The organism is Arthrobacter sp. alpha11c (assembly GCF_054149985.1).
Genome location: NZ_CP196747.1, coordinates 2281744 through 2308021 on the forward strand (window position 1 = coordinate 2281744; position 26278 = coordinate 2308021).

The following is a 26278-nucleotide window of genomic DNA, read 5'->3' on the forward strand; positions in this document are numbered from 1 at the left end:
TAATGAGCCCGCCGGCTTTCACAGCCCACGCATAGCTTCGGCAGGCTTCCCGCACAGCAGCGCTGAGCAGTGTTGGACCTGCAGCCCGCGAGCCAGCGGTCTGCGGAACTCAGCAGGTCCAAAGGAGAAACGTGAGCGTCCTTGCCCGAAGCGTAGGCAATGCCTTCCGCAACAAAATCAGAACGGCCGCGGTAGTCGCTGTGCTGGCCGTAGCGATCGGCCTGGCATTGGCCATGCTGGTGGCCAACCAGGCCGTGGGTGCCAAAGTCCAGGAGCTCAATGCTTCCGTGGGCACCACCCTGACAGTGAATCCGGCTGGCGGGCAGGGCTTCGAAGGTGGCGGGGAACCGCTCACCGCTGCTCAAGCGCAAACGGCAGCCGCAGTCAGCAACGTAACGTCCGTGGTGGGTACCAAGGCTCTTCGTCTTCAGACGGCGACGGCAGAAACAAGCACCACCCAGCCCACTCAGGGTGGTTTTGGTCCCGGCGGGCAGCAGGCCAGCGTCACCACCAACCTCACGGCAGCCATCGACGCCGGCACCCTCGGCAACCGCAACGGCTCTACCAGTAACACCGGCGGTACAGGCACCACCCAACGAGTTCGAACCCTTCCCATTACGGCCACGGGCATCGGCGCCGAGGTTGATAGCGCTGGCAAGGCCTTGGACATCACCAGCGGCACCGGTCTGGGCGACTACACGACGGCGGCGGCAAAGGCACTGGTGGGAACGACGCTGGCGCAAAAGAACAACCTCACCGCGGGTTCCACCTTCACCATCCAGGACAAGACGTTCACCGTAGAGGGCATCTTCGACGCCGGAACCGCCTTCGGAAACAACGCCGTCTACGTCACCCTTCCGGAAGCCCAAACCCTGGCGGGAACTCCTGACGAACTCTCCACGATGATCGTCACAGTCAACAGCATGGAAAACGTCGACAGCACCAAGACGGCAGTCCAGTCCGCGTTGGGAACCGGTAAGGCCGACGTCACCCAGGGTCAACGCAACCTGGAAACCGCGGTCAGCTCGCTGGACAGCGTCAAGAACATCTCCCTGGTCGCGTTCATTGCAGCACTCGCTACCGCCGGGCTCATCATTCTCCTCATCATGGTGATGCTGGTCCGTGAACGCCGCCGCGAAATTGGCGTGTTGAAGGCCATCGGTGCCCGGAACCGCACTATCGGCCTGCAGTTTGTCCTTGAATCGCTGGTACTCGTGGCCTTGGGCAGCGTGGTGGGAGCGGCCACTGCATCGCTCGCCAGCGGCGGCATCGCGTCCGCGCTGATCAGTTCCAACACCAGCACGACGGGGGCCCCAACCACCCAGCGCGCGGGCGGTTTCGCCGGTGGCGGCTTCGCCGGTGGCGGTTTCGCCGGCGGCCAGGGCGGTCCTTTTGGTGGAGCCTCCCAACTGCTCACGTCCGTCACGGCGAGCGCCTCCCCCGGCGTCATTGCTGCTGGCATCGCCGCCGTCTTCGCGGTGGCCATCATCGGTGCATTGGTTCCGGCCTTGCTGACCGCCCGCATCCGTCCCATCGAAGTACTCCGAGGAGAATAGCCGTGATTGAAGTCAAGGACCTGGTCCGTCAGTTCAAGTCCGGCGACAGGACCATCAAGCCTGTCAATGGTGTGAGTTTCCAGCTGGAGAAAGGATCTCTGGCCTCGATCGTTGGCAAGAGCGGCAGCGGTAAAAGCACTCTTTTGTCCCTCCTGGGTGCGCTGGACAAACCAACCAGCGGAGACGTCGTCGTGGATGGCGTCAGCCTGGCCGGACTGCCGGACAGCAAGCTGACGGAGTACCGTCGGCGCGATATCGGGTTTGTGTTCCAACAGTTCAACCTGATCCCGAACCTTAGCGCCGTGGACAACGTCATGCTGCCCATGGAGTTCGCCGGGGTCCGGAAGGCTGCGCGGCTGAAGCGTGCCAAGGAATTGCTGGAGCAGGTGCAGTTGGATCCGGAGAAGCAGTCCCGGCGGATCAACCGCCTCTCCGGTGGCGAGCAGCAGCGTGTCGCGATCGCGAGGGCGCTGGCCAACGAGCCCAAACTGATCCTTGCCGATGAGCCCACGGGAAACCTGGATGAGCAGACCGGCGAGCACATCATTGAACTGCTGAGCTCACTGAGCCGCGACCACAACACCACCATCCTGGTAGTCACCCACGATCGCAGCCTGGCGCAAAAAACGGAACGCTGCTTCCGGCTTCAGCAGGGCCGGCTGACGGAGGAGGTCAAAAGCGGATTGCATCGATGACCTTGACGCGCACCGCCACGAGCGCAGGAATGGCGCCGGCGAGTGCGCCCACAAGGACGGCGGCGCCAAAGCCCAGGAGCGCGGCGTCGATGGGGAAGGACGGATATTCGGTCAGTCCCGGAGCTACCTTTGACTCGATCCACGGGTTCTTCACCACTGCGACAGCCAGCATGACGCCCACCAGGCCGGCAACTGCGGTGGCTACGACGGATTCCATCATGACGCCGAAGAAGATCCTGCCGGACGTCGCGCCGAAGCTTCGCCGGATGCCGATTTCCCTTACCCTGTAGCGCACGGTGACCATGGAGATGTTGAGCATTCCCACTGCCCCGAGCAGGAGCACCAGCCCAGCCACTCCGCCAACTATCCACTGAGCCGGTCCCAGCGGGTCACCGTAAGCGGCAAAGTCCATTCGGGTGGCTTGGGCGTAGTACCCGGGAAACTGACCTTGGAGGTCCGCGGAAATAGCAGCGGCCAGGGAATCGGCTTGGTCCTCCCCCACCCACACCTTGAACTCGGACATTTGTGATTCCATTCCGGTCATCGCGGCACCGCCGGTGAGGATGAAAGCGGCTGGAGGCTGCTGCGGATAGGCATCAGGCACGACGCCGATAATCACCGCAGTGGCAGGGTAGTCCCCCGGGATGGTCACGGTTGGGCTGGTGGTCAGGTTGGGCATTCCGGCCTGGTTATAGAACGCTTCGGAGACGACGACGGCGGGTGCGAGCCGTTGGTCGTCGTCGGCGGCGAACCAGGTTCCCTGGGTTAGCGGTACGCGGTGGATGATGCCGTATCCAATGTCCACGATGGTCACGTCAACGTTGGTGACGCCACGCGGAAACTGGAAGCCCGCTTGGGTCCTGCCCACGTGGGTGGACGTGGTGATGCCGAAGCGCTGTTGGATGCCTTCGTAAACCTTCTCCAGTTTCGCGGGATCAGGCGAGGAAGGGCCGTTCACGCTGAGGGCCAGGGTGGCTACACGCCCACCGTTGCGTTCGGACTGCACCTTGATTCCTTCACGGACCAGGCTGCCGATTCCTACCACGGACGTCAACGCTGCCACGGAAAGGGCCACGCCAAGGAGGGCCAAGAGGATGCGGACCTTGTTGATCCGGAGTTCCTGCCAAGCTTCCACCATCGTGGACATGAAACCGGTCATGCGCTGACTCCTGCTGTTTCTGCAACTGCCAGCGGGCTGAGCACGCCGGCATCCAAGCGGTAGCAGGCGCGGGCAAGGGCTGCCACATTGGTATCGTGCGTGATGGTCACCAGTGCGGCCGCGGTTTCCGTGGCCACGGTGTCCAGCAAGGCCATGACAGCCTGCCCCGTTTCGACGTCCAAGGCACCCGTTGGTTCATCGGCAAGGATGAGCCGTGGCCTGCGGACCAGGGCGCGTGCGATCGCAACACGTTGCTGCTCACCGCCGGACAGCATGTTGGGCATCGTTTTGGCCCGGGCTGCCAGACCGACGCGGTCCAGCATGTCCATGGCCAGTTCACGCCGGCGCCAAAATTCCCTGCCCTTGGCGTAAAAGAGCGGTGTGATGACGTTGTCCAAAGCGTTGCGGCCAGGCAACAGGTTGAACTGCTGGAACACGAAGCCCACCGTTGATCCACGCAGGCGGGCACGGGCGTTGCTGCTCAGCCGCTCGGCAGGGTTGCCGAGGAATTCCAGCTCACCGGAGGTGGGGACATCCAGAAGCCCCAAGAGGTTGAGCAGGGTCGATTTTCCACATCCTGAACGGCCAACAATGGCCGTGTGATCACCGCTCTGGACCTCAAGATCGATGCCGCGGAGGATATGCAGTTGCTGCTCATCCGGCAGCGTTACCGACCGGGTGACTGACCGAAGACTGACGAGGGTTTCCTTGTTGCTTTCTACTTCCTGCGCTGTTTCTGTCATGCTTCAGCCCGCCGGAGCGTAGGCAGCCTGTCCCGGCCCCATCATGGGACCCGGGACAGCTGGAGCGCCGGGCACGAACTCGAGGACTTGTTCGCCCTCGGACAGCCCGGAAACAACCTCAACCACAGAACCATCGTTCAGGCCCAACTGGACCGTCCGCTGCTCGGGGGCTGCGCCGCTACCGGCCGGACCCGATATCCAGACAATGCCGTCCTTCACGCTTCCCTTCACCGAGGTCAGCGGAACCGTCACCACATCAGCGGCGACGCCAGCGCTGACGGTCATGGTCGCGCCAAGTCCGGCAAAGACTTCATGCCCAGCGGGGATCGCGCAGCTAAGCGTTCCCGTGGGCGTGCCACCTTCCTGCGACTGGCCGCCGCCACCGCCGGGGATTGCGACTGCCCCGCCGACTCCCATCCCAGCACCTCCGCCTGTGGACGACAAGCCGCCCGAGCCGCCTCCGCCGTCGTCGGAAGCGTTGTTCTTCAGCGTGACTTCGGTGCACTGGAACGGCGCTGGTCCGCCCACCAAAGCGATCTCCGCCGGCCCCGGCTTGCCGAGCAGGCGGTACTGCTGGGCGGCGGTCACCGAGCCGGCCACCGTGTAGGTGCCGGGATCGATCTTGCCGACGCTTTCCCCGACGCTCACTTGTTGGTCGATCAGCGTGGTCAAGGACTGCAAGGTGCCGCCGCTGGGTGCAAGGACGTCGAAGTAGTCATAAACAGGCTTCGGCGGCGAGGACATTCCATCCTTGGACGGCTGCGTGGATGTCACGGCGCGCTCGGCCTTGACCTGGAACAGGGCATCGCCCTTGGCCACCGTGGCGCCTTCTTCGACAAAAATCTTGATGACCTTGCCCGCAGACGTGCTCCGGACCGGTTCGGCTGCGTCGCTCTGGACGGTGCCCTTGATTTCCACAGTATTGGTGACCGTAGCTCGGGTGGCTGGGACCACCGGGATGTCCACTTGCGCCAAGGGCGCTGGCCCGGAATCAGACGGCTTGAGGCCATCTACGAAAGCGATCTTGACCAAAGCCACCGCAATTACTGCGAAAACCACTAGCCAGGCAACCGGCAAAATGACGCGCCGAAAAATACCCATCCCTGCTCCATTTCGGTAACTCCCCACAGAACCTCTGCGAGGGATGATTTCCTCAGCCTAGGCGAGGACTTCCGCAGCGCCGCACATTCGCGTGACTCGACAGAGTGCTTACTGTTTGGGAAATGAGAGGATGGCAGTCATGACGCTCCCTATCGCCAAACCGTGGCTGTCCAGCCAGACCAACCAGGACCCCCGGGCTATCACCGGCCGCCGCTTGCGCTGGGGAGTGGTGTCCACGGGCAACATCGCCAACAGCGTTTCCCAGGACCTTTCCCTGCTGGAGGATGCGGAACTCTACGCGGTGAGCTCCAGGACCCAGGCAGCCGCGGACGCTTTTGCGCACACACTTGGTTTCGCCAAGGCCTACGGGAACGACGCCGGTGTCCCCGGCTACCAGCGGCTGTTCGACGATCCCGCCGTGGACGTGGTTTACGTGGCCACACCTCATGCCCAGCACTTCCAGATTGCGGCCGCAGCACTGCGAGCCGGCAAGCATGTCCTGTGCGAGAAGGCCCTCACCATCAACGCACGCGAAGCCACCGAGCTGGTGAAGTTGGCCCGCGAGCACAAGGTCTTCTTCATGGAGGCCGTCTGGAGCCGCTTCCTGCCCAGCATGCAGCGCGCCTTTTCCATCGCCGCATCAGGGGAAATCGGACACACCCAGTGGGTCAGCGCGGACCTCGGCTTCCCTGCGCCATACGATCCCTCCGCCCGCATCTGGGCACTGAATGATGGTGGCGGCGCGCTTCTGGACATCACCGTCTACCCGTTGCTCTGGGCCCTGGGAACACTGGGCTTCCCACAATCTGTTACCGCGATCGGCACCTTGAACGAGGACGGTGTGGACACCCAGAATGCGCTGACGCTTGGTTATGCGAGCGGGGCCCAAGCGCAGCTGACGTCGTCCCTGACGGCCCATGGGCCGCGGACCGCCACAATAGCTGGCGGGCTCGGGTACCTGCAGACGGTGGGTTCCGTGAACAACCCCCGGGAACTGCTGATCCGTGTTGGTTGGGACGAGCCGCGGCACGAACGGTTCGATGTGGTGGGCGTGGGCTACACCTACGAACTCCGCGAGGTGACCCGCTGCATTCAACAGGGCCTGACAGAGAGCCCCGTGATGCCGCTGGAGGACTCCGTAAACGTCATGCGCTTGTTCGACGGCGTGCGGTCCCAATTGGGGATCCGGTACCCGAACGACGCGCGGTGACGTTGGCCGCGCGGTGAGTGCCGCCGTCGGGAGTTAACCCGACTGTATTAACGCCGCTGGCCCGCCGGCTGCCTGGCCAGCTTCCGATCCAGGGACCACGCGCCGGGGCCAAGGAACACAAACGCCACGGAAATGGCTACGTAGATGATCAAAAGCTCTGCCGTGACTCCGGACTTGTCCGTGAGCAGCGGTTTGCCTGCTTCCGTCACGAACCAGATGCCGGCGAACATGATTGCCGTAAGGAAGCCCGCCACCCTGGTCAAAGCGCCCAGGACCAGGAGCAGGCCCAGTCCAATCTCACCTGCGATCACCAGCCAAGCCACGATCTCGGGCTTCTGCACACCCATGGCAGCAACCGAGGCCGTGAAGGCGGCGTGCCCGGCCATGAACTTTTGGATGCCGTGCACCATGATCAGGGCGCCAAACACCACGCGCAGGATCGTGACGCCGCGGGCAGAGGACTTGGGAGACGGGTGAAGGAATTTCACCCGTCCCAATCTTCCATGCCTTCCCACCAAGTGCCAACCCAACTGGGTGAGTGGGGGCAGAATGGAACCTTATAGTGGGCCAAGGTGGATGGAGCTGGCATGGTGGACGTCGTAGTTGTTGGCGGAGGAGCAATGGGATCGGCCGCCGCGTGGCAGTTGGCCCGGAGCGGTAAGTCCGTGATCCTGTTGGAGCAGTTCGAGGCGGGTCATCACATCGGCGCCTCCCACGGCGCCACCCGCAACTTCAACACCGCCTATTCCGAGGCGGACTACCTGGACCTCCTCGCCGAAGCCAAGAACCTGTGGGATGAGCTTGCTGCCGAAACCGGGGCGCCGCTGCTGGATCTGGTGGGGCTGGCGAACCACGGCAACGTCGAGCGGCTCCGGACCGTCCAAGCGGCTCATCAGGAGCGCGGCATCGAAAGCTACTTCATCTCAGCCGACGAGGCCATAGACCGCTGGCAAGGCATGAACTTCGCCACCGATGTGCTTTTCGTTCCGGGGTCCGGACGCATCCGTTCGGCCAACGCGTTGGTGGCACTTCGCAAGGCAGCCGAGTCCCATGGCGCCATCTTCGAATACTCGACGCCGGTCCACGACATCCGCATCGACGGCGCCGAAACCGTGGTCGTCGTGACGGAGGAGACCGAGTACAAGGCCAACCGCGTGGTAGTCACCGCCGGTGCCTGGACGAACAAGCTGCTCGGCGAACACGCGAAGCTACCGCCACTGGTTGTCACGCAGGAGCAGCCCGCCCACTTCACCCCCGTGGACAACACGCTGGTGTGGCCAAGCTTCAACCACACCCCGGACGTGGACGATCCCGCGTACGAATACTGGTACAGCCCCGTCTACGGGATGCTCACACCTGGCGAAGGCGTCAAAGCTGGTTGGCATGGTGTCGGACCTGTCATGGACCCTGACGAGCGCACGTTCCAGCCCATACCCGAGCAGCTCGATGCCTTGGTGCGATACGCGCAGGAGTGGCTCCCCGGCGTCGACCCTTCAACCGCGGTTCCCATCAGCTGCACCTACACCACCACGCCCACCGAGGACTTTGTGCTGGACCGTTTTGGACCGTTGGTGGTAGGCGCCGGGTTCTCCGGGCACGGTTTCAAGTTCACACCGGCTATTGGCCGGGTGCTGAAAGACATCGTCGACGGCGGCGTGGCACCTCAGCGGTTCCTGGCCGACCGTTAAACAGCAACTGACCCGCAGTTGTGGTTGTTATGAGTCCTCAAAACAACCACAACTGCGAGTCAGTTTAGGAATTAGCTGAGGGTCGCGAGGACCTTGTTGAACGTAGCCGACGGGCGCATGATTTCAGCGGCCTTGGCAGCGTCCGGACGGTAGTAGCCGCCCAGATCGACGCCGGGACCCTGGACTGCGGCAAGCTCGCCGACGATTGCCTCTTCGTTGGAGGTCAGGGCTTCAGCGATGGCTGCGAAGTCCTTGGCGAGCTCTGCATCCTCAGTCTGCTTGGCCAGTTCCTGTGCCCAGTACATGGCCAGGTAGAAATGGCTTCCACGGTTGTCCAGCTCGCCAACGCTGCGGCGCGGGGACTTGTTTTCCAGCAGGAACGTACCCGTAGCGCGGTCCAGTGTGTCGGCAAGGACCTGGGCGCGGGCGTTGCCAGTGGTGGTGGCAAGGTGCTCGAAGCTGACGGCCAGAGCAAGGAATTCACCCAGGCTGTCCCAGCGAAGGTGGTTTTCCTTGATCAGCTGCTGCACGTGCTTGGGAGCAGATCCGCCTGCACCGGTCTCGAAGAGGCCACCACCGTTGATCAACGGAACGATGGAAAGCATCTTGGCGCTGGTGCCGAGCTCGAGGATCGGGAACAGGTCCGTGAGGTAGTCGCGGAGGACGTTACCGGTGACGGAGATGGTGTCCTCACCCTTGCGGATGCGCTCCAGGGTGAAGGCTGTTGCCTCCTCCGGGGACATGATCTCGATCTGCAGGCCCTCGGTGTCGTGTTCCTTGAGGTACTCGTTGACCTTGGCGATGAGGTTGGCGTCGTGCGCACGGCCCTTGTCCAGCCAGAAAACGGTCGGGGTCTGGGACGCGCGGGCGCGGTTGACGGCAAGCTTGACCCAGTCGCGGATCGGGACATCCTTGGTCTGGCATGCCCGCCAGATGTCACCAGGGGAAACCTGGTGCTCAGCGAGGACGTTGCCCTTGCTGTCGACGAGCTGGAGCGTGCCGGCTGCCTGGACTTCGAAGGTTTTGTCGTGGCTGCCGTATTCCTCGGCTGCCTGCGCCATGAGGCCCACGTTGGGAACGGTGCCCATGGTGGTGGGATCGAATGCGCCGTTGGCACGGCAGTCGTCCAGGACAACCTGGTAGACACCGGCGTAGGAGCTGTCCGGGATGACGGCGAGGGTATCGGCTTCCTTGCCGTCCGGGCCCCACATGTGGCCGGAGGAGCGAATCATGGCCGGCATGGAGGCGTCAACGATGATGTCCGACGGAACGTGAAGGCTCGTGATGCCCTTGTCCGAGTCCACCATTGCCAACGCCGGACCGTCTTCGAGGCCCTTGGTGATGGCTGCCTTGACGCCTTCGCGGACGTCTTCCGGCAGGTCATCAAGACCGCTGAGGATGGCTGCGAGGCCGTTGTTCGGACTGATGCCTGCGGCTGCGAGCTGCTTGCCGTAAGTATCGAACAGCTCGGAGAAGTAAGCCTTGACCACGTGGCCGAAGATGATGGGGTCAGAGACCTTCATCATGGTGGCCTTCAGGTGAGCCGAGAAGAGGATGCCCTCTTCCTTGGCACGGGCAACCTGTGCCTTGAGGAACTCGTCCAGGGCGTCTGCGCGCAGGACGGTGGCGTCCACAACTTCGCCGGCCAGGACGGGGAAGTCCTTCTTGAGGACCTTGGTGGTGCCGTCTTCACGGACCAGCTGGATGCTGAGGGAATCGTCAGCCTTGAGCACGACGGACTTCTCATTGGAGCGGAAATCGTTCTGGCCCATGGTGGCAACGTTGGTCTTGGAATCGGCAGACCAGGCACCCATGGAGTGCGGGTTCTGACGGGCGTAATTCTTCACCGACAGGGGTGCGCGGCGGTCGGAGTTGCCTTCACGCAGCACCGGGTTCACAGCTGAACCCTTGATTTTGTCGTAGCGGGAGCGGATATCCGTCTCGGTGTCCGAGGAGGGGTTGTCCGGGTAGTCCGGGAGGGCGAAGCCCTGGGACTGGAGTTCGGCGATGGCAGCCTTGAGCTGCGGCACGGAGGCGCTGATATTGGGCAGCTTGATGATGTTGGCTTCCGGCTGCTTTGCCAGCTCGCCAAGTTCAGCCAGGGCGTTGCCCGTGCGCTGCTCTTCAGTCAGGAAATCGCCGAAAACGGCGATGATGCGGCCTGCCAGCGAAATATCGCGGGTCTCGACCTCCACACCTGCGGTCGAGGCATACGCTTCCACAATCGGCAGGAATGAGTAGGTAGCCAGCATCGGCGCTTCGTCTGTGTGGGTATAGATAATCTTGGCCATTGGCGGGGTTCTCCCTGAAAGTCTGCAGATTTCAACATCTCTAAACTTACCCGAGTAGGCTCGATTGGCGGCCCTTCGTGTCCGGGATCACGTGTTCGTTACCGTGCCGGAAAGCGATTTACGCCCGACGGCGGCCTGGCCGACGAAGCCGCCGACCGGCGTCGTACGCTCCTGGGACTAAATCTGGAATCTGAGCCGGTACTCGGTGGGCGTTGCGTCAAGGCGTCGTCGAAAGGCCCTAACGAGGGTATCGACCGAGCCGAGCCCACAGAGTGAAGCGATGCGCTCCAACGTGGCGTCGGTGGATTCAAGGTGACTGCGTGCCACTTCCACCCTGACGGACTCTATGTAGCTGTGCGGTGTCATACCGAGTTCACTCTTGAAAATGCGGGTCAATTGTCTCTCGCTGATATTGGCCTCCTCTGCGAGTTTCCCGATGGTAAGAGTCTGGTGAACATTGCGAAGGATGAAGTGGCGAAGATCTTCGATACGCCGATTGGTGGAGGTCCTGGACAATGGAACGCTGAACTGGCTCTGGCCGCTAGGACGTTTCAGATACATGACGAGCTGGCGAGCGACTCTCAACGCAGTATCCTCCCCCAGGTCTTCGGCTACGAGTGCGAGCGTCAAATCCAGGCAGGCGCTAATGCCTGTACCAGTCCACACGTTGCCTTGGCGGATGAAAATCGGATCGGGATCGACGGTGACCAAGGGGTGATCCGCAGCCAGCTGCTCCGCTGTGGACCAGTGCGTAGTTGCGCGTTTGCCATCCAACACCCCCGCGGCGGCCAGGATATGCGCGCCAACGCAGATTGACGCCACGCGATCCGCCCTCGTGGTGAGCTGCTTAACGCGATCTACAACATCTGCGTGGACGACAGGGCGGATCTGCCGGTTCTCGTCGACTTCAACAGCGCCAGGGACGATCAACGTGTGGATGCGCCTGGTGCCGAGGTCCTCGAAAGTCACATCTGGGACCACCCTTACACCGGCTCCCGTGGTCACCGGCGCCAACGTTTCAGCGGCAAGGACTACTTCATAGTTGGCGGCTTCATCGTTCTCCCGTCTCGCTAGCGCAAAGACTTCAGGCGGTCCCGTGACGTCGAGCAAATCAATGTTGTCGAAAAGGACCACGACTACCAGCTTCTTGATCATCAGGGTTCTTTCACCTCAACTGCCATGTCGGTTTTTGCATGTTGTGCGTCATTGCCGACATCTTGCATGCGAAGTTAGCGTATCAAATGGTCCATTTCTTGGATGAAATCTTGTCACTAGGGAGAAAATAATGCCGAGAACTACACTCCGCCAGTTAAACGGCTTGGATGAAATGCCAGCACAACTTGGTGATTCAACTCTAATTCTGATCGATTATCAGAACACCTACACCACTGGCGTGATGGAGTTGGACGGATGGGAAAATGCCTTGGAAAAAGCCAGCACGTTGCTCCAGCGGGCCCGCAAGGCAGGCACAAAGATCATTCACGTCATCAACGATGGCGGAGAAGGAACCCCCTACGACATCCGGAATAAGATTGGTCAAATCCATCCGATGGTTGCTCCGGAGGAAGGTGAACCAGTCGTCGTAAAAAAGGCACCCAACGCTTTTCTGGACACCGACCTGGCCGAACATGTTGAGGCGGCCGGACGGGAGACTCTCATTATTGCCGGCTTTATGACCCACATGTGCGTCGCATACACCGCTCAGGGTGCATTTCTGCGAGGCGACCGCGCTACCGTCGTTGCTGACGCAAGCGCAACCCGTTCGTTGCCCGTTGCCGGCACCGAACTGGACGCGTGCCAGGTCCACTATTCGGCGTTGGCCACCATTGCCGATCTCTATGGCGTGGTAGTCGCCACCCAGGAGGAACTCGCCTAAGTCCCAATCCAGGCGGTCGGCAGGGCGCCCTCCCAAGCGCCCTGCCACTCCTCAGTTATCCGCCGATTTCAATCAGAGAACTCCGGAGAATGTCCCCGCAATCTTCCGGTGCTTACCAGCGCCAAGACTCCATCAAGGCACAGCCTGTGCTTTGAAGCAGGAAGGAAGATTCACATGACCACACGCAGAGGATTTATCCGAGGCGTTTCCAGCATTGGGGCAACTGCCCTCCTCACCTCAGCCCTGCCTCTGTCCCAAGCCCGGGCGACTCCTACGATCGCCGGAGTTCCAACTCCAAAGGCAAAGGAAGCCATCCTGGCCATCAATATCGGGATGAGATCCAATTATGCTGCTTTGAAGGCTGACCTCGTACAGCATCTTTCGCCGGTGATTGTTGTTCAGAACAATGCAACAGGAGGCAAATTCACACTCGTCACGAATGGAGCGCGAGAGTCGGTTGAGCCAGTCCCTCAGGCGTTCGAATTGGCGAAATCGATCGCTCACGTTCCCCTGGGCTGCTACTCCATTGTCGCCTCATACCTCGCCGACAGTATGCCTGGGGTGCCCAATGAGAGCCGCATCGACCCCCACGACCTCAAGTTGGTCGCCTTTAACGACGAACATTCCAGAGACTGGATCCTCCCGCTTCAGGACTTCGGATCCAAGCTCGAGACTGCCCGGAGAGTGCTGCCCGAAGCCGGCCTTGTACCAGAGCTGCAAAAATCCTGCTACAACATCCTCACGGGTGGCATCGACTTCATTTCCAATTCGGTAAAGACCAAGAAATTCGGCATCACTTCATTCCAGGCATTTGCCGGCAACGTTTACCCGGACATTCGAGTGAACATGAAATACGCCTCAGAGGCTCAAATTGCGGGCGTCAAGACCTTGATGGGGACCTGGCGTAAAAAACTTGGCGAATCAGCTTGGGCCGATTTGTACACGGTGGTGCTCTCGCAATGGACTACCGCAGAGTTGAATAAGAACACGATCATCATCAAGGATCTTATGAATCCAGCCAAGGTCGATACGCATCTCATTGACCTTCCAGGACTTGAAATGCCCGCCGATCCGGTAGCAGTGGCCCTGGATAATCTGGCCCGAATCGTTCAAGACAACATTGCCGCGGAACTCATCTTTTCCCAGGACACTAACGTTGCTGACGCTCTTAAAGGTAAGCAAGATCTACTCTCGGAAGAAATCCTCGTTCAACTTGGAACAGGCACTCGCGTAAGATCTGCCCTCCCGGATTACAACACCACCACCAAGGGAGTCTGCCCTGTCAAGAAGTAGTCGGTGGGAATGATCGACTAGTTCGCTGGGGCCAGGCCGCTTCCACCGGGAGAGGCTTGGCCCCCTGAGCTATTGGGTCACCAAGGGAGTCTGCCGCTCGACAAGGAAGTGAAAGCAAAATATCACAAAGTGTGAAACAACTCTTTACAAACTTGTCATACGTTGGGTAGCTTCGATTCCGTCAGTCGGCGGTCGCCATCACTGGCCGCCCCACTCCCTCGATAGGTTGGAACAACGTGACAAAAACCAAGACCCTGGCCACAAGCCTCCTGAGTCTGTCCGCTGCCGCAATCCTTGCCCTGGTTGGAACCACCAGCGCAAATGCGGCCCCCGCCAAGGACATCGACTCCAGCGGCATTGCGGTCAGCAGCCATGTAGCGTCGGACAACGGCGCCGCAGACTACTGGACCCCGGAACGCATGAAGAACGCCAAGTCCGGCGACATCCTCGCCATCAAGGCACTGGACCGCGGCCGGCTCCTGAACCTCGGAAAAGCCCCGGTCACCGAAGCCCCGGGCGCACTTAAGAGCGTCGAAGGCCAGCAAGCCTCCACCGACTCCAAGGCCATCAACCTCAAGACCAACCAGAGCGAAACACCCGTCAAGCACATCGGCAAGATCTTCTTCACCCTAGGCGGCTCAAACTACGTCTGCTCCGGCAACTCCGTGACGGCAGCCAACAAGAGCACCGTCTCCACCGCAGGCCACTGCGTCAACGAGGGACCGGGCGCCTACGCCACCAACTTCGTCTTCGTACCCGCCTACCTCAACGGCTCCGCACCCTACGGCAAGTGGACAGCAAGGGCGCTGTACTCCCCCACCCAATGGGCATCCAACGGCAACATGCAGTACGACACCGCCTTCGCCGTCATGAACACCCTCAACGGCCAGCGACTCGCAGACGTCGTAGGCTCCTCCGGTGTCCAGTTCAACGCCGCCCGTGGCCTGAGCTACAAATCCTTCGGCTACCCGGCGGCCCCTCCGTTCAACGGTGAATCGCTCAAGAGCTGCTCCGGCACCGCCACCAACGATCCCTACAACCCGCAGTTCGCCACCCAGGGCATCCCCTGCAACATGACCGGTGGATCCTCAGGCGGCCCGTGGTTCATCGGCAACAGCTCCGGCGGCTACCAGAACTCGATCAACAGCTACGGATACGGCAGCAACTCCAACACCATGTACGGCCCGTACTGGGGTTCCGTCATCCAGTCGACCTACACCACCGCGGCGGCTTCGTAACGGTTCTGATTTTTCTGGCACGTCCCTGTTAAGTGCCTGCGTATGAAGCACGACGGCGGCCGTCCCCTACCGGGGGCGGCCGCCGCTGCGTTGTGCTGTGGATGGGCCCACGCCGCCCGGGTTCCCTGGCCGAAGCGCAGCGAGGTTAGGGCGGCGGTGGGGATTAGTGGAAGAAGTGGCGTGCGCCCGTGAAGTACATCGTGATGCCGGCAGCGTTCGCTGCGGCAATGACTTCCTCGTCACGGACGGAACCACCGGGCTGGACCACTGCGCGGACGCCGGCGTCGATCAGGATCTGCAGGCCATCAGCGAACGGGAAGAACGCGTCCGAAGCTGCAACGGCACCGCGTGCGCGCTCGGGTGCGTCGCCGCCGCTGGCGTTGGAGGCACCGCCGGCACCTTCGACGTCGGACTCCACCTGCACGCCCAGCGTGTTGGCGCGCTCGACGGCCAGGCGGCAGGAGTCCAGGCGGTTGACCTGGCCCATGCCGATGCCCACTGCAGCACCGTGATCTGCGATCAGGATGGCGTTGGACTTGGCGGCGCGGCAAGCGGTCCAGGCGAAGGCGAGGTCAGCGAGGGTCGTTTCGTCGGCAGCTTCACCTGCGGCGAGGGTCCAGTTGGCGGGGTTGTCGCCGTCGGCGTCCACCTTGTCGCTCATCTGGACCAGCACGCCGCCGGAGACCTGGCGCATCTCGGAGGGGTAGCGGCCGTAGCCCTCGGGGAGCGCCAGCAGGCGGATGTTCTTCTTCTTGGACAGGATCTCCACGGCTTCGGGCTCGAAGTCCGGAGCGATGACAACCTCGGTGAAGATGTCGGCAACCGTGCGGGCCATGCCGGCAGTGACGGTGCGGTTCGCGGCGATCACGCCACCGAAAGCGGAGACGGGGTCGCAAGCGTGGGCCTTGGCGTGGGCGTCAGCGATGGGGTCCGCAGAGTCGGCGGATCCAACAGCAACGCCACACGGGTTGGCGTGCTTGATGATCGCGACGGCGGGCTCGGCGAAGTCGAACGCGGCGCGGAGGGCGGCATCGGCGTCGACAAAGTTGTTGTAGCTCATGGCCTTGCCGTGCAGCTGGTCGGCCTGGGCGATGCCCGCCGGGGCAGCCTTGTCCACGTAGAGGGCAGCCTGCTGATGCGGGTTTTCGCCGTAGCGGAGAACCTCGGAACGCTCAAGGGACAGGCCGGCGTACGCAGGCCAGTCGATGATGCCGTCGCCGTCTTCATCCAGGAACTGGCTGGCGGTCCAGGTTGCCACAGCATTGTCGTAGCTGGCCGTGTGCGCGAAAGCCTTGGCGGCCAGGCGGCGACGCGTGTTGAGGTCGAAGCCGCCTTCCTGTGCGGCGGCAACTACTGCGCCGTAGAAGTTCGGGTCCGTAACAATGGCGACGGCGGCATGGTTCTTCGCGGCCGACCGCACCATGGCGGGGCCTCCGATATCGATCTGCTCCACAACGTCGTCCTGCGCTGCGCCGGACTTCACGGTCTCGACGAACGGGTACAGGTTCACCACGACGAGGTCGAACGTCTCGATCTCCATACCGGCAAGGGTGTCCATGTGGGCCTGAACGCGACGGTCGGCCAGGATGCCGCCGTGCACGCGCGGGTGCAGGGTCTTGACTCGGCCGTCCAGCATTTCCGGGGAGCCGGTGACTTCTTCGACTTCCTTGACCGGGATGCCTGCGGCGGCGATCTTCTTGGCGGTGGAGCCGGTGGAAACAATTGCGACGCCGGCTGCGTGCAGGCCCTTCGCGAGCTCCTCCAGTCCCGTCTTGTCGTAAACCGAGATCAGTGCACGGCGGATGGGAACACGGTCAAGCTGCGTCAAGCTCACAAAAGTCTCCGTCTTAGTTCGCGTAGATATCGCGGGTGGTGTCGCGGGTGTGGGGATACGGAGAGTTTATCGTGTTTCCTTGGCGCGCTCGTTTCTGCCCCACAACATAGGGTTGATCCATGGAAGCCACCGATGTCGTTCTCGCCGCCGATGTAGGGAAGAGCCGTTGCCGAGTGGAGCTGCGCAGGGGCACTGAGTTACTGGGCGCAGCCGACCGGCACGGGTTTCCCGGCGTGCACATGGACAACGGCCCCACGATCGCTTTCGCCCTCCTCCTTGAGACGGTTTCAATGCTCCCGCCCGGCTTGCCTGTGAGTACGTTGACGGGGGTCGGCGCAGCAGTGGCCGGCGTCGAAGCTTCTGCGGAAAAGTCCCGCGAGCTCGCCACCATGTTGTCCCAACGTTTCGGCGTCCCCGCAGCAGTGCTTTCGGACGCCACCGCAGCCCAACTCGGAGCCCTCCAGGGTGCCCCGGGCACAACACTGATCGTGGGCACGGGGGCAGTGGCCTTCCGTTTCGACGAAGCCGGCGTCCTTCATCGTGCCGACGGTTGGGGACCCTATCTTGGCGATCGTGGCAGCGGTCGATGGATCGGCCAGCGGGGGCTTCAGGCCGTTTTGGAAGCGCACGACGGCGGCCCGGCCACCTCGCTTTCGGCTGCGGCAGGGGCTCTGGTCGACTCCCCGGAAATGCTCCCGGGCTGGCTCGCGTCCGTCGAAAACCCTTACCGGGCAATGGCCCGATTTGCGCCGCTGGTTCTGCACGCAGCGGAGGCGGGTGACGCCGTCGCGCATGTCATCGTGGACGAGGCCTGCCGCATCCTGACCAAGACGGTGCAGTTGGCGGCGGGCGGCGATTCGGCCGGCTCGCGCCGGGTTGCCCTGCTGGGTGGAGTGATCAGTTCCGGGTTCTTCGCGGAGCTCTTGCGGAAGTCCCTTGCTTCGGCTGGGATTGAGGTGGTGGCCCCGCTGGGCGATGGCTTGGACGGTGCTGCCCTCGCAGCGACGCGCCGCGGGCTCATCCAGGAAAGGTACATCCACCGTGACGGAACAAACTGGCCCGATTAGCCCCACTGACGCGGACAGGCTTGCGGGCCTGCGCACTGAACTCGCCGGGCTGGAGACGGAAGCCGCGGCCGAGAACCTGAGCGAGCTGGACATCCTGGGCACCGAGGAACTCGTCACCGCCATGCTTGCCCACAGTGCAGGAGTTCACGCTGCGGTTGAGGCGGCAAGCCCTGCGATTGTGCAAACGGTCGACGCCGTTGCGGAGCGACTCCAGCGCGGGGGTCGCCTTCTTTATGTGGGGGCTGGAACGGCCGGGCGTCTGGGTGTGCTCGACGCGAGCGAGTGCCCGCCGACGTTCGGAACCCCGCCGGGACTCGTCGTCGGACTTATCGCAGGTGGCGTCCAAGCGATCCAGAAGCCGGTGGAATACGCCGAGGATAACGCGACCGCGGGCGCGCGCGACCTGCACGATATTAACGTGACGGAAGCGGACGCCGTCGTGGGTATTACAGCGTCTGGCCGGACGCCTTACGTGATCGGCGCGCTGGAAGAGGCTCGGAAGAAAGGGGCGTTCACTGCGTCGCTGGCGTGTAATAAGGGTTCGGCCGTCAGCCATCTGGCGGACGTGGCGATTGAGGTGGTTGTGGGTCCGGAGTTCATCGCGGGCTCCACGCGACTGAACTCGGGCACGGCGCAGAAGCTTGTCCTGAACATGATCAGCACGCTGGTGATGGTGAAGCTCGGCAAGACGTACGGGAACCTGATGGTTGACCTGCGCGCGACCAACGAGAAACTCCTCGCCCGCTCGCAACGAACAGTGCAGCACGCGACCGGGGTGGACGCGCATCAAGCCGTAGCCGCATTGGACTCGGTCAACGGCTCTGTAAAAGCGGCCATCCTGGTGCTGCTGACCGGCATCGAACCAGCTCAGGCCAAGAGTGCCCTGGAAGAAGCCGGCGGTTTCCTGCGGAGGGCGATCGAAAACCAGAAGTAACCCGAACGGCGGTGTTGGCCCGAGCGCATAAAGTTGCATGCAGGAGGGCAGATGAATACATACACAGCCGTGCCCAGCGGCGAACAAGTTGTGCAGGAACTGCCGTGGCGGTGGAAGGTTCAAGGCAGGATCTTCGTGATCGGTGGCCTGGGATTCATGTTCGACGCCTGGGATGTGACGCTCAACGGCATCCTCATTCCACTGCTGTCCAAGCATTGGTCCCTGCAGCCGGCTGATGCCGCATGGATCGGCACGGCCAACCTGATCGGCATGGCCGTGGGCGCGTTCGCGTGGGGAACCATCGCCGACACCATCGGGCGCAAGAAGGCGTTCACCGCAACCCTCCTGATCTTCAGCATCTTCACCGTGCTCGGCGCCTTCGCACCGGACATCGTGTGGTTCTGTATCTTCCGCTTCATGGCCGGGTTCGGGCTGGGCGGGTGCATCCCGGTGGACTATGCGCTGGTGGGTGAGTTCACGCCGCGCAAGCAGCGGGGCAGGGTCCTCACGGCGATGGATGGCTGGTGGCCCGTGGGCGCGGCGCTGTGTGGTTTCATCTCCGCCGGCCTTGTTGCTGCCTTCGGTGACTGGCGGCTCACCATGCTGATCATGGTGTTGCCTGCGCTGCTCGTGTTCTGGGTTCGGCGTTCGGTTCCCGAATCTCCTTTGTTCCTGATTCGCTCGGGCCGCCGGGCTGAGGCAGCGGCGGTGATTGATGGTTTGGTGGAGGCAACGGGCGCCTCACCCCGGGCGTATAGCCTGCCCGAACCCCAAGCCGCTCCCAGGCTCTCCCCCGGCAGCGCCTGGGAACAGCTGCGCAAGATCTGGACCTTCAACTGGAAAATCACGACTGCAGCCTGGGCCCTGTTCTTCAGCATCCTGTTGGTCTATTACCTGTCCCTCACGTGGATGCCCCGCATCCTGATTGGCGCCGGTTTCGAGGAGTACAAAGCCTTCGTCACCACAGCCGGGATGGCCGCCGTCGGGCTTTTGGGCGTGATAGCCGCCGCGTTGCTGGTGGAGCGCGTGGGCCGTAAGTGGATCCTCGCCGTCACCGGTCCGCTTTCCGCACTGACGTTGGTGATCGTCGCGTTTGTAGTGGACGTGCCGCAAGCCGCCGTGTTCTGGCTGCTGGTCTTCGGCTTCGTGGTCCAGGTGGCGATCCCTGTCCTCTACGCCTACGTGTCCGAGCTGTATCCCACTGAGCTACGTGGCTCGGGCTTCGGCTGGGCTTCGACGTTCTCCCGCATCGGCGCGGGCTTCGGACCTTTGGTGTTCGCCTCGTTCTTCTGGCCGGAATTCGGCTTGGCACAGTCGTTCGCGATGGCCGGCGGGCTGGTCCTGCTGTCCGTTTTGTGGATGGCGTTCTTCGCTCCTGAGACGAAGCAGCGCGTGTTGCAGTAGCCTGCCCCGCTCTCCCCAACTAGGGGACAGCACATGTTGCACTGGGCCCTCAGTGCGACAGGTGCTGTCCCCTACTTGGGCGACCAGCCGCGGGCTTCGAGCGCCCTCCGGACCTTGGCCACAGCGGACCTCGCGTCGTTGGTCATGTGACGCTTGGATATCCTGACCAGGATCCACCCTGCCCGAGTGAAGTCCTCCTCGCGGGCAATATCCCGTACGACCTGCTCCGGATCGGAATGGCCCACGCCCTCGTACTCGACGGCAACGCGCTGCTCGCGATAGGCCAAATCCGGTTGACGCACGACGCCGGCACTCAACTCAGTGGGCACGTTGACTTCAGCTTTGGGCAGGCCACCCCACTCAAGCGCGAGCCTCAGTCGAGTTTCAGGTGCGGAATCCGAACCGACGCAGGCCTGTTCCAGTGCAAGACGCGCCTTCCGGATCCCCGGTGTCCCCCAATGACGGTCGAGCATCTCCTCCAACTCATCCAAGGTGCAGTGTGCTTTATTGCGTCCCTCGAATTCCTGCCTCGGTATGCGCAGCAAATGATCCGCAACGACCGTGATCTCGTTGATGTCCATCTTGCGGGCGCAATCGAGCCATGTCCGGGCACGGCTGGTGATGTACATGCCGTCGAGGACTACGATTTCGTCCTCAAAGAACTGGCCCTTATGCCCAATTACACCTCTTCGTCGCGGTCTACCCATGGTGTCCGGTCTTGAAATGTGCACTGCTGGCTCGTGGCTACCCGGCAGGAATCCCGGGAACTCCCACAACAGGAAGGCCGTCGCGTGGGATGCGGCCGAAAATGGTGTTACGAGAGTCAGAGGCCGGACGCGATCCGTCAGACCGGGTCCTTCGATCGAACGGGGAACAAGGATTTGCGGCTTGGTGAGTCCAAATCTCTGTAGCGTAAACGCCCAACGGTTACGCCCGCGTCGAGGGCTTCCTGCCGGGTGAACGGCTTCGAGGTCAAAGGCTCAGGCAACGGCCGCGGGATCTTCATGAACCCATGCTGGCAAATCTGACGAGGGCGTGTGGACTTATCCACAACCCATCATGTGCGTCAGGAAACTGAGGGACAGCACTTGTTCCTATGAGTGCTCATTGCGACGTTTGCTGTCCCCTAGTTGGGTGCCGTCCCCTACTTGGGAGCAGCGGCGAGGTCCGCCAGCGTTTGGACCAGCAGGCGGCGCTCCACTACCTTGATGCGCTCGTGGAGGGTTTCCTCGGAGTCGTCCGGAAGAACGGACACGGCTTCCTGGGCAATGATGGGTCCCGTGTCCACACCGGCGTCGGCCCAATGGACCGTGCAGCCCGTGACCTTCACGCCGTAAGCCATGGCGTCGCGGACCCCGTGGGCGCCAGGGAAGGACGGCAGCAGCGCCGGGTGTGTGTTGACGTATTTGCCGTTGAAGGCCTCGATGAAGTCGGCGCTCACGATCCGCATGAACCCGGAAGACACCACCACGTCCGGCTTATAGGAAAGGACCTTGTCGCGGAGGGCAGCGTCCCATTCGGCGCGGGTTTCGAACGAGTTGAAGTTCACCACGAAGGTCTCAATGCCGGCCTCGTCGGAGCGCTCCACACCGTAGGTATCGGGGCGGTCGGCACCCACAGCGGCGATCTCGACATCCAGTTCACCCGACTTCACGGCGTCGATGACAGCCTGAAGATTGGAACCGGTACCGGACACAAGGACAACAATGCGCATTGCACTAGCTTATGGGCGGCTCGCGTAGGCTGGAAAACATGAATCCCGACGTCGGTCCCAGGCCGAGCCAGCAACCCCGCGCCGCCGCGGAAAAGTCCGCTTTCGGCGTGACACAGATCCTGTTCCGCGCTTTCCTTTTGTCGGCTTTGGGATCGTTTTTCGTGTTCTCCCTGAACGTGAACTACGTGTGGTTGAGCGCCATCCTGACGATCGCCGGTTTGGTGTTGGGGATTGTGGTCCTGGTCCGGTCGGTGAAGTACAAGCATCCCCGGTTGGTGTTGTTCGGCACCATCTCTGGACTCGTGGTCTCGGCGGTCATGTGCCTGCTGATTCTGACGTCTGTGCTCTTCTTCAAACAAGTCACTACCTATCAGGATTGCGCCCGCTCGGCCCTGACGGAATCCGCCAAGACACAGTGCCTCACGCAGCTTGAGGACTCGATGCCGGGTCCGGTCCGCTAAACGCAGCCCAACCAAAAGCCGAGCCCGTCAAGCTCAGGCGTGTTCGTCGTCGAACGCTTCGTCCAGGTTCGCCTCGCGCAGCTTTTGGCGGCGTTCCAGCCATGGCCCCACTGCGTATCCGATCACGACGCCGATGCCCACTTCGGCGGCCAGCCAGACTGCCGTCCAGAGCGGGTGGGGTCCGATTTCCGTGAGCCGGCCGATACCGGCTGAACCTCGGGCGACCCATGCGAGTGCACCGCTGAGCAGCCCCGCCACGGAACCGATAAACAACCCCAGAAACAACGTGGAGGCCGCGGCCGTGAACCAGCGGGCCTTGATTTTGATGGAGAGCCACTCGTCAAAGTGATTTTCGCCTTCGCGGAGGAACCACCAACCGGCCATGATCCCCGCAACCACGGGGAGGGCAAGAGCCATAGGCCCGGCGTCGAGTTGTCCGGAGGGAAGTCCACCGAAAACCGGGACGGCAGGCAAGGGCCCGACGGCGGTGCCCAGCGGCCCGGCGTGCGAGCCTACTCCGAGCGAGAAGCCAGCCCCGGAGGACCAGGCCAAAGCAAAGACCACGAGGTTGGGAAGGAATCCGAGCTGCGCGATCGTGAGGACTGCTCCGCCCAGAGCGCCCGCTTGGAGGCCTTCGTAAACAGCGATGATGTCCGTCCAGTGCCACACGATGTCCGCGGCCAACAGCACCGCGGCGAGGCAAACTGCAGCCATGGTCGCAACGAATCCGGCCTTCAACGCCGAGCCGACGTAGGAGCCCGCCCATCGTGAGTGCTGGCTTGTCTTGGAGATCCAGGCGACGGCGTCCACACCGATGAGCCTGCTCCAGGAGCCTGCTTCGCGTCGGGCGCCGACCACCAGGCCCAGCGCGAAGGCGATCAGAGGAATGGTCATGGCGAACCACAGGTTGATGACCACTTCCGGGGTGCGGCACACGAATCCTGTCGCAGTCCCGAACGCGCCGTAAACAACGCAGGCGCCGAGGAATGCCTGCCACAGCTGGTCCGTGTAGGAAGCGCGCGCAAGTCGTCGCCCCGCCCGCCATGCAAGCAGGAACGGAATGAGCGTCAGGCCCAGGGGAATCAGCGAAAGAAGACCCGTTCCGGGCTGGCCGGCCGTACCCAGATTCACCTGTGCCAAGGTCAGCGGAACACCGTGGATCAGCAGCCAGGCCTGGCCTGCAAGGCGCGCCAGGAAGTCCACGTTCCTGTTCTGGAATCCGTCAGTGGCCCACACCCCGACCAACGGAAGTATCACAACAATGGCCGAAATGAAGGCTGCCTGCGCCGCTTCCAAACCACCCTGTAGCCAAAGGGGCATCGGGAGGCCACGGTTTCCGGTCTGATCAGCGCGCAGTTTCATCGTGTTCTATCGTGCCACGGTAGGCACCCCTCCCCGGCAGGCGCCCTGTAATACCGCGAATTCCAGCGCTTTTTGCCTGAACCGGCCGTAAAATGGGAGATGTTCGCAAGGGGTGACTGGAGGAGCGCATGAGTTCGTCTGCTTCACATGCACGCGGTGTCCACTTCGGACGGCAAGACATCCAGGTTGTTGGCATGGGTGTGGGTGCCGTCCTCGCGCTGGTTGGCGTCCTGGGATTCATTCCGGGCATCACCATGCAGTATTCGGAGCTGCAATTCTTCGGCCCGAACTCGCACGCGATGCTCTTCGGCGTGTTCCAGGTATCCATGCTGCTTAACCTCGTACAGCTGGCCATCGGCGCGGCAGGTTGGGCGATGTCGCGCACCGCGCACGGCGCACGAAACTTCCTGATGGGCTTCGGCGCACTGTACGTCGTGCTGAGCATCTATGGACTGAGCGTCGGAGTCGATTCGGCAGCCAACTTCCTGTCCCTGAACTCCGTGGACAACTGGTCTCACATGGTGCTGGGCATCCTGATGATCGCCGCCGGTTGGATGTTCGCCCAGTACTTCACAGACGATAAAAAGGCCCGGAAATAATCGAAGCCGGGAACTAGGAGCGGCCAATGAACAGGTGTCACAACTAACTACAGAAAGTCGTACTAGCAGCTGGTGCAGCCACCTACGGATTCTCTCCAAAGGTTGCACCAGCCTTCTTTGTTAAACGCTCGACGGCGGGTCGCTGGGTTGGCGGGCAAGCTCCGGCCTGCCCGGACGTCGTAGCACAAATGACGCACAAAAGTGCTGGACTTCCCTGCTGCAGCCCAACGAGACTGTGTACACGAACAGGCACATGGCCTAGTGGGGGTCAACGGATGGGGCCGGTTCACATCGTCTGAAGGGACAGGGTCAATGAACGACCTCTCGGCATTTTTCCCCTTGATCGCCGGCATTCTTGGCGTGATCGTTGTCATCGGCTTCGTGTGGCTGGCGACCAAGGCGATGTGGAAAGTGGCGGAACCGAACGAAGCCCTGATCATCTCAGGGCTGACCCGCGGCACGCTCGAGAATACCGACGGCATGGATTTCAAGATCGTCACGGGCAAGGGCGCCTTGGTGGTTCCGGGGCTGCAAACAGTCAGAACCCTTGCGCTGACGCTGAATGAAACAGAACTCAAGGTTTCTTGTGTGACGTCCCAGGGCATCCAGGTGATTGTGGACGGCGTAGTGATCTACAAGATCGGCGACGCTCCCCCGTTCATCGCGAACGCTGCGCGGAGGTTCCTGGGGCAGCAGCCGAAGATGGAGAGCCAGGTCTACAACGTGTTTGAAGGGCATCTCCGCTCGATCATCGGCAGCATGACTGTTGAGGAGATCATCCGCGAGCGCGACAAGCTCGCCTCACTGGTCCGCAGTGCAAGTGGGGTGGAGATGGAGAAGCTTGGCCTCGTAGTGGATTCCCTGCAGATCAAGGACCTGCAGGACCCCACGGGCTACATCCAGAACCTGGCCAAGCCTCACATTGCCCAGGTCAAGATGGAGGCCCGGATCGCCGAGGCCACCCGCAACCGTGAGGCGGCCGAGAAGGAAGCGGAAGCTGCTGCGCTGATTGCGGATGCCCAAAGCTTGTCCGCCATCAAGCAATCTGCCGCGCAGGCGAATGCTGAACAGGCCCGTGCCAACGCTGCTCAGGCCGGACCACTGGCCGATGCCACTGCCCGTCAGCAAGTGGTGGTCCAGGAAACCGAAGTGGCAAAGCTTGAAGCCGACCGCGAAGAGCAGAAACTGCAGACCACCATCCGCAAGCCCGCGGATGCCAAGGCCTACGCTCAGAGGACCGAGGCTGAAGCGAAGAAGGCTGCTGACATCAGTGCCGCCGAGGCCCTCGCAAAGCGCATCGAACTCGACGCTCAGGCAAATGCCCGGCGCGTCGAACTTGAGGCCCAAGCCAATGCCGGAGCTGCGGCGGCAATGGCCGGTGCAACCCGTGTGACTGGTGAAGCCGAAGCAGCGGCGACGACTGCCCGAGGAAATGCGGCAGCATCCGCAGTAAAGGCCAAGGCGTTGGCTGAGGCCGAAGGTATCAAAGCCCGCGGCGAAGCACTGGAGACAAACCAGGAAGCAGTCATTAACCAGCAAATCGCCGAAAACATGCCCGCGATCGTTTCGGCCGCCGCCGAGCCTTTCTCACGCATCGGGCAGCTGACAGTCCTCAATGGCGGCGACGGATTGAACAGCATGGTGGGTGGGATCCTGTCCCAGGTTGGCAGCTTCCTGCCCTCCCTGGCTTCCGCATTGAAGGGGAACGGAGTTAGCCGACCGCCTGCACAGCCAACCCGGCCCACTGCTGTGAAGTCTCCGCCGGCGAAGGCTTCAGATGCGGCGTCAGATGCATAGAGAGGTCAATCGGAGCCTCACCGGCAAGATCGGAAGGGTAACGGGGACCATCGCCCCAGGCACCATTGGCGAGGTCATGCTCCCCTTCCATGGCGGTACCAGCGCGTTTTTTGCCTACCCGTTCGACAAGACGAGTGTCTTCCCTGTGGGCGAGAAGGTGCTGGTGATCTACTTCGAGCCGCCGCAAACCGTCTATGTGGATGAGCTTCCGGATGTCTTGCGGGAATTCTGACCCTGGACTCGCCCGAAGCGGCAA

General features: G+C 62.2%; 24 protein-coding genes. 14 read left to right on the plus strand and 10 right to left on the minus strand.

Translation table 11 applies throughout. The annotated features are described in order from the left end of the window. Positions 1–131 precede the first annotated feature (131 nt). Positions 132–1556, plus strand: a complete 1425-nt coding sequence (locus tag ACTAQJ_RS10350) for an ABC transporter permease (protein ID WP_498701923.1) — start codon at positions 132–134, stop codon at positions 1554–1556. A gap of 2 nt (positions 1557–1558) precedes the next feature. After that, the gene (locus ACTAQJ_RS10355; protein ID WP_224091496.1) at positions 1559–2251 is read left to right on the plus strand and encodes an ABC transporter ATP-binding protein; all 693 of its coding nucleotides are present in this window, start codon (positions 1559–1561) and stop codon (positions 2249–2251) included. Here the strand turns inward: ACTAQJ_RS10355 and ACTAQJ_RS10360 are convergent. Genes ACTAQJ_RS10360 through ACTAQJ_RS10370 form a run of 3 tightly spaced genes read right to left on the minus strand, consistent with a single transcriptional unit; the run spans position 2229 to position 5254 of the window. Beyond that, positions 2229–3410: an ABC transporter permease gene (locus ACTAQJ_RS10360; protein ID WP_498701924.1), complete on the minus strand. Its 1182-nt coding sequence runs from the start codon at positions 3408–3410 to the stop codon at positions 2229–2231. The genes ACTAQJ_RS10355 and ACTAQJ_RS10360 overlap by 23 nt on opposite strands. Next, positions 3407–4153 (minus strand): ABC transporter ATP-binding protein, encoded by a 747-nt coding sequence (locus ACTAQJ_RS10365; protein WP_498701925.1) that lies wholly within the window; start codon positions 4151–4153, stop codon positions 3407–3409. The genes ACTAQJ_RS10360 and ACTAQJ_RS10365 overlap by 4 nt, the downstream gene beginning before the upstream one ends. Before the next feature lie 3 nt (positions 4154–4156). Then, positions 4157–5254 (minus strand): efflux RND transporter periplasmic adaptor subunit, encoded by a 1098-nt coding sequence (locus tag ACTAQJ_RS10370; RefSeq protein WP_431118954.1) that lies wholly within the window; start codon positions 5252–5254, stop codon positions 4157–4159. Positions 5255–5393: 139 nt separating this feature from the next. Between ACTAQJ_RS10370 and ACTAQJ_RS10375 the strand changes: the two genes are divergently transcribed. Beyond that, complete coding sequence (locus ACTAQJ_RS10375) at positions 5394–6464, plus strand: Gfo/Idh/MocA family protein (protein WP_431118953.1); 1071 nt, start codon at positions 5394–5396, stop codon at positions 6462–6464. A gap of 47 nt (positions 6465–6511) precedes the next feature. Here ACTAQJ_RS10375 and ACTAQJ_RS10380 read toward each other — a convergent pair whose 3' ends face one another. Continuing rightward, positions 6512–6952, minus strand: a complete 441-nt coding sequence (locus ACTAQJ_RS10380; RefSeq protein ID WP_498701926.1) for a DoxX family protein — start codon at positions 6950–6952, stop codon at positions 6512–6514. Between the two features lie 99 nt (positions 6953–7051). Between ACTAQJ_RS10380 and ACTAQJ_RS10385 the strand changes: the two genes are divergently transcribed. Beyond that, a complete protein-coding gene (locus ACTAQJ_RS10385; RefSeq protein ID WP_498701927.1) occupies positions 7052–8152 on the plus strand; it encodes an FAD-dependent oxidoreductase in 1101 nt (366 codons plus the stop codon). 71 nt (positions 8153–8223) lie between these two features. On the opposite strand, the gene ACTAQJ_RS10390 is transcribed toward ACTAQJ_RS10385, so the two are convergent. Further along, entirely contained in the window at positions 8224–10443 is a 2220-nt protein-coding gene (locus ACTAQJ_RS10390; protein ID WP_498701928.1) for an NADP-dependent isocitrate dehydrogenase, read from the minus strand. 177 nt (positions 10444–10620) lie between these two features. Then, entirely contained in the window at positions 10621–11598 is a 978-nt protein-coding gene (locus ACTAQJ_RS10395) for a GlxA family transcriptional regulator (RefSeq protein ID WP_498701929.1), read from the minus strand. A gap of 130 nt (positions 11599–11728) precedes the next feature. Between ACTAQJ_RS10395 and ACTAQJ_RS10400 the strand changes: the two genes are divergently transcribed. The 3 genes from ACTAQJ_RS10400 to ACTAQJ_RS10410 all read left to right on the plus strand — a co-directional run bounded on the left by ACTAQJ_RS10400 (position 11729) and on the right by ACTAQJ_RS10410 (position 14850). Then, positions 11729–12319: a cysteine hydrolase family protein gene (locus ACTAQJ_RS10400; RefSeq protein ID WP_498701930.1), complete on the plus strand. Its 591-nt coding sequence runs from the start codon at positions 11729–11731 to the stop codon at positions 12317–12319. Between the two features lie 174 nt (positions 12320–12493). Further along, the gene (locus ACTAQJ_RS10405; RefSeq protein WP_498701931.1) at positions 12494–13612 is read left to right on the plus strand and encodes a hypothetical protein; all 1119 of its coding nucleotides are present in this window, start codon (positions 12494–12496) and stop codon (positions 13610–13612) included. Between the two features lie 236 nt (positions 13613–13848). Continuing rightward, the gene (locus tag ACTAQJ_RS10410; protein ID WP_498701932.1) at positions 13849–14850 is read left to right on the plus strand and encodes a trypsin-like serine peptidase; all 1002 of its coding nucleotides are present in this window, start codon (positions 13849–13851) and stop codon (positions 14848–14850) included. 163 nt (positions 14851–15013) lie between these two features. Here the strand turns inward: ACTAQJ_RS10410 and purH are convergent, their stop codons facing one another. Continuing rightward, positions 15014–16684, minus strand: coding sequence for a bifunctional phosphoribosylaminoimidazolecarboxamide formyltransferase/IMP cyclohydrolase (gene purH / locus ACTAQJ_RS10415; protein WP_498701933.1), 1671 nt, complete (start codon positions 16682–16684; stop codon positions 15014–15016). A 119-nt stretch (positions 16685–16803) separates the two neighbouring features. Between purH and ACTAQJ_RS10420 the strand changes: the two genes are divergently transcribed. The 3 genes from ACTAQJ_RS10420 to ACTAQJ_RS10430 are packed head-to-tail and all read left to right on the plus strand — an operon-like array spanning position 16804 to position 20089. Then, positions 16804–17751 carry an N-acetylglucosamine kinase gene (locus ACTAQJ_RS10420; RefSeq protein ID WP_498701934.1) on the plus strand — a complete coding sequence of 316 codons (948 nt, stop codon included), beginning with the start codon at positions 16804–16806 and terminating at the stop codon, positions 17749–17751. Next, on the plus strand, positions 17726–18685 hold the full coding sequence (murQ, locus tag ACTAQJ_RS10425) for an N-acetylmuramic acid 6-phosphate etherase (RefSeq protein ID WP_498701935.1): 960 nt from the start codon (positions 17726–17728) through the stop codon (positions 18683–18685). The genes ACTAQJ_RS10420 and murQ overlap by 26 nt, the downstream gene beginning before the upstream one ends. A 51-nt stretch (positions 18686–18736) precedes the next feature. Then, positions 18737–20089, plus strand: a complete 1353-nt coding sequence (locus ACTAQJ_RS10430; protein WP_431118941.1) for an MFS transporter — start codon at positions 18737–18739, stop codon at positions 20087–20089. 71 nt (positions 20090–20160) lie between these two features. On the opposite strand, the gene ACTAQJ_RS10435 is transcribed toward ACTAQJ_RS10430, so the two are convergent. Together ACTAQJ_RS10435 and purN are read right to left on the minus strand one after the other, a co-directional pair. Continuing rightward, on the minus strand, positions 20161–20796 hold the full coding sequence (locus ACTAQJ_RS10435; protein WP_498701936.1) for a hypothetical protein: 636 nt from the start codon (positions 20794–20796) through the stop codon (positions 20161–20163). Positions 20797–21233: 437 nt separating this feature from the next. Next, entirely contained in the window at positions 21234–21803 is a 570-nt protein-coding gene (gene purN / locus ACTAQJ_RS10440) for a phosphoribosylglycinamide formyltransferase (RefSeq protein WP_498701937.1), read from the minus strand. A gap of 11 nt (positions 21804–21814) precedes the next feature. On the opposite strand from purN, the gene ACTAQJ_RS10445 reads away from it, so the two are divergent. Continuing rightward, positions 21815–22264, plus strand: coding sequence for a hypothetical protein (locus ACTAQJ_RS10445; RefSeq protein ID WP_498701938.1), 450 nt, complete (start codon positions 21815–21817; stop codon positions 22262–22264). 33 nt (positions 22265–22297) lie between these two features. On the opposite strand, the gene ACTAQJ_RS10450 is transcribed toward ACTAQJ_RS10445, so the two are convergent. Further along, the gene (locus tag ACTAQJ_RS10450) at positions 22298–23626 is read right to left on the minus strand and encodes a cell division protein PerM (protein WP_498701939.1); all 1329 of its coding nucleotides are present in this window, start codon (positions 23624–23626) and stop codon (positions 22298–22300) included. 128 nt (positions 23627–23754) lie between these two features. On the opposite strand from ACTAQJ_RS10450, the gene ACTAQJ_RS10455 reads away from it, so the two are divergent. From ACTAQJ_RS10455 to ACTAQJ_RS10465, 3 genes are all read left to right on the plus strand, one after another. Further along, positions 23755–24225, plus strand: coding sequence for a DUF4383 domain-containing protein (locus tag ACTAQJ_RS10455; RefSeq protein WP_431118935.1), 471 nt, complete (start codon positions 23755–23757; stop codon positions 24223–24225). Positions 24226–24537: 312 nt separating this feature from the next. Then, the gene (locus ACTAQJ_RS10460) at positions 24538–26022 is read left to right on the plus strand and encodes a flotillin family protein (RefSeq protein ID WP_498701940.1); all 1485 of its coding nucleotides are present in this window, start codon (positions 24538–24540) and stop codon (positions 26020–26022) included. Beyond that, positions 26003–26254, plus strand: coding sequence for an NfeD C-terminal domain-containing protein (locus ACTAQJ_RS10465; RefSeq protein ID WP_498701941.1), 252 nt, complete (start codon positions 26003–26005; stop codon positions 26252–26254). The genes ACTAQJ_RS10460 and ACTAQJ_RS10465 overlap by 20 nt, the downstream gene beginning before the upstream one ends. The last annotated feature ends 24 nt before the right edge of the window (positions 26255–26278 follow it).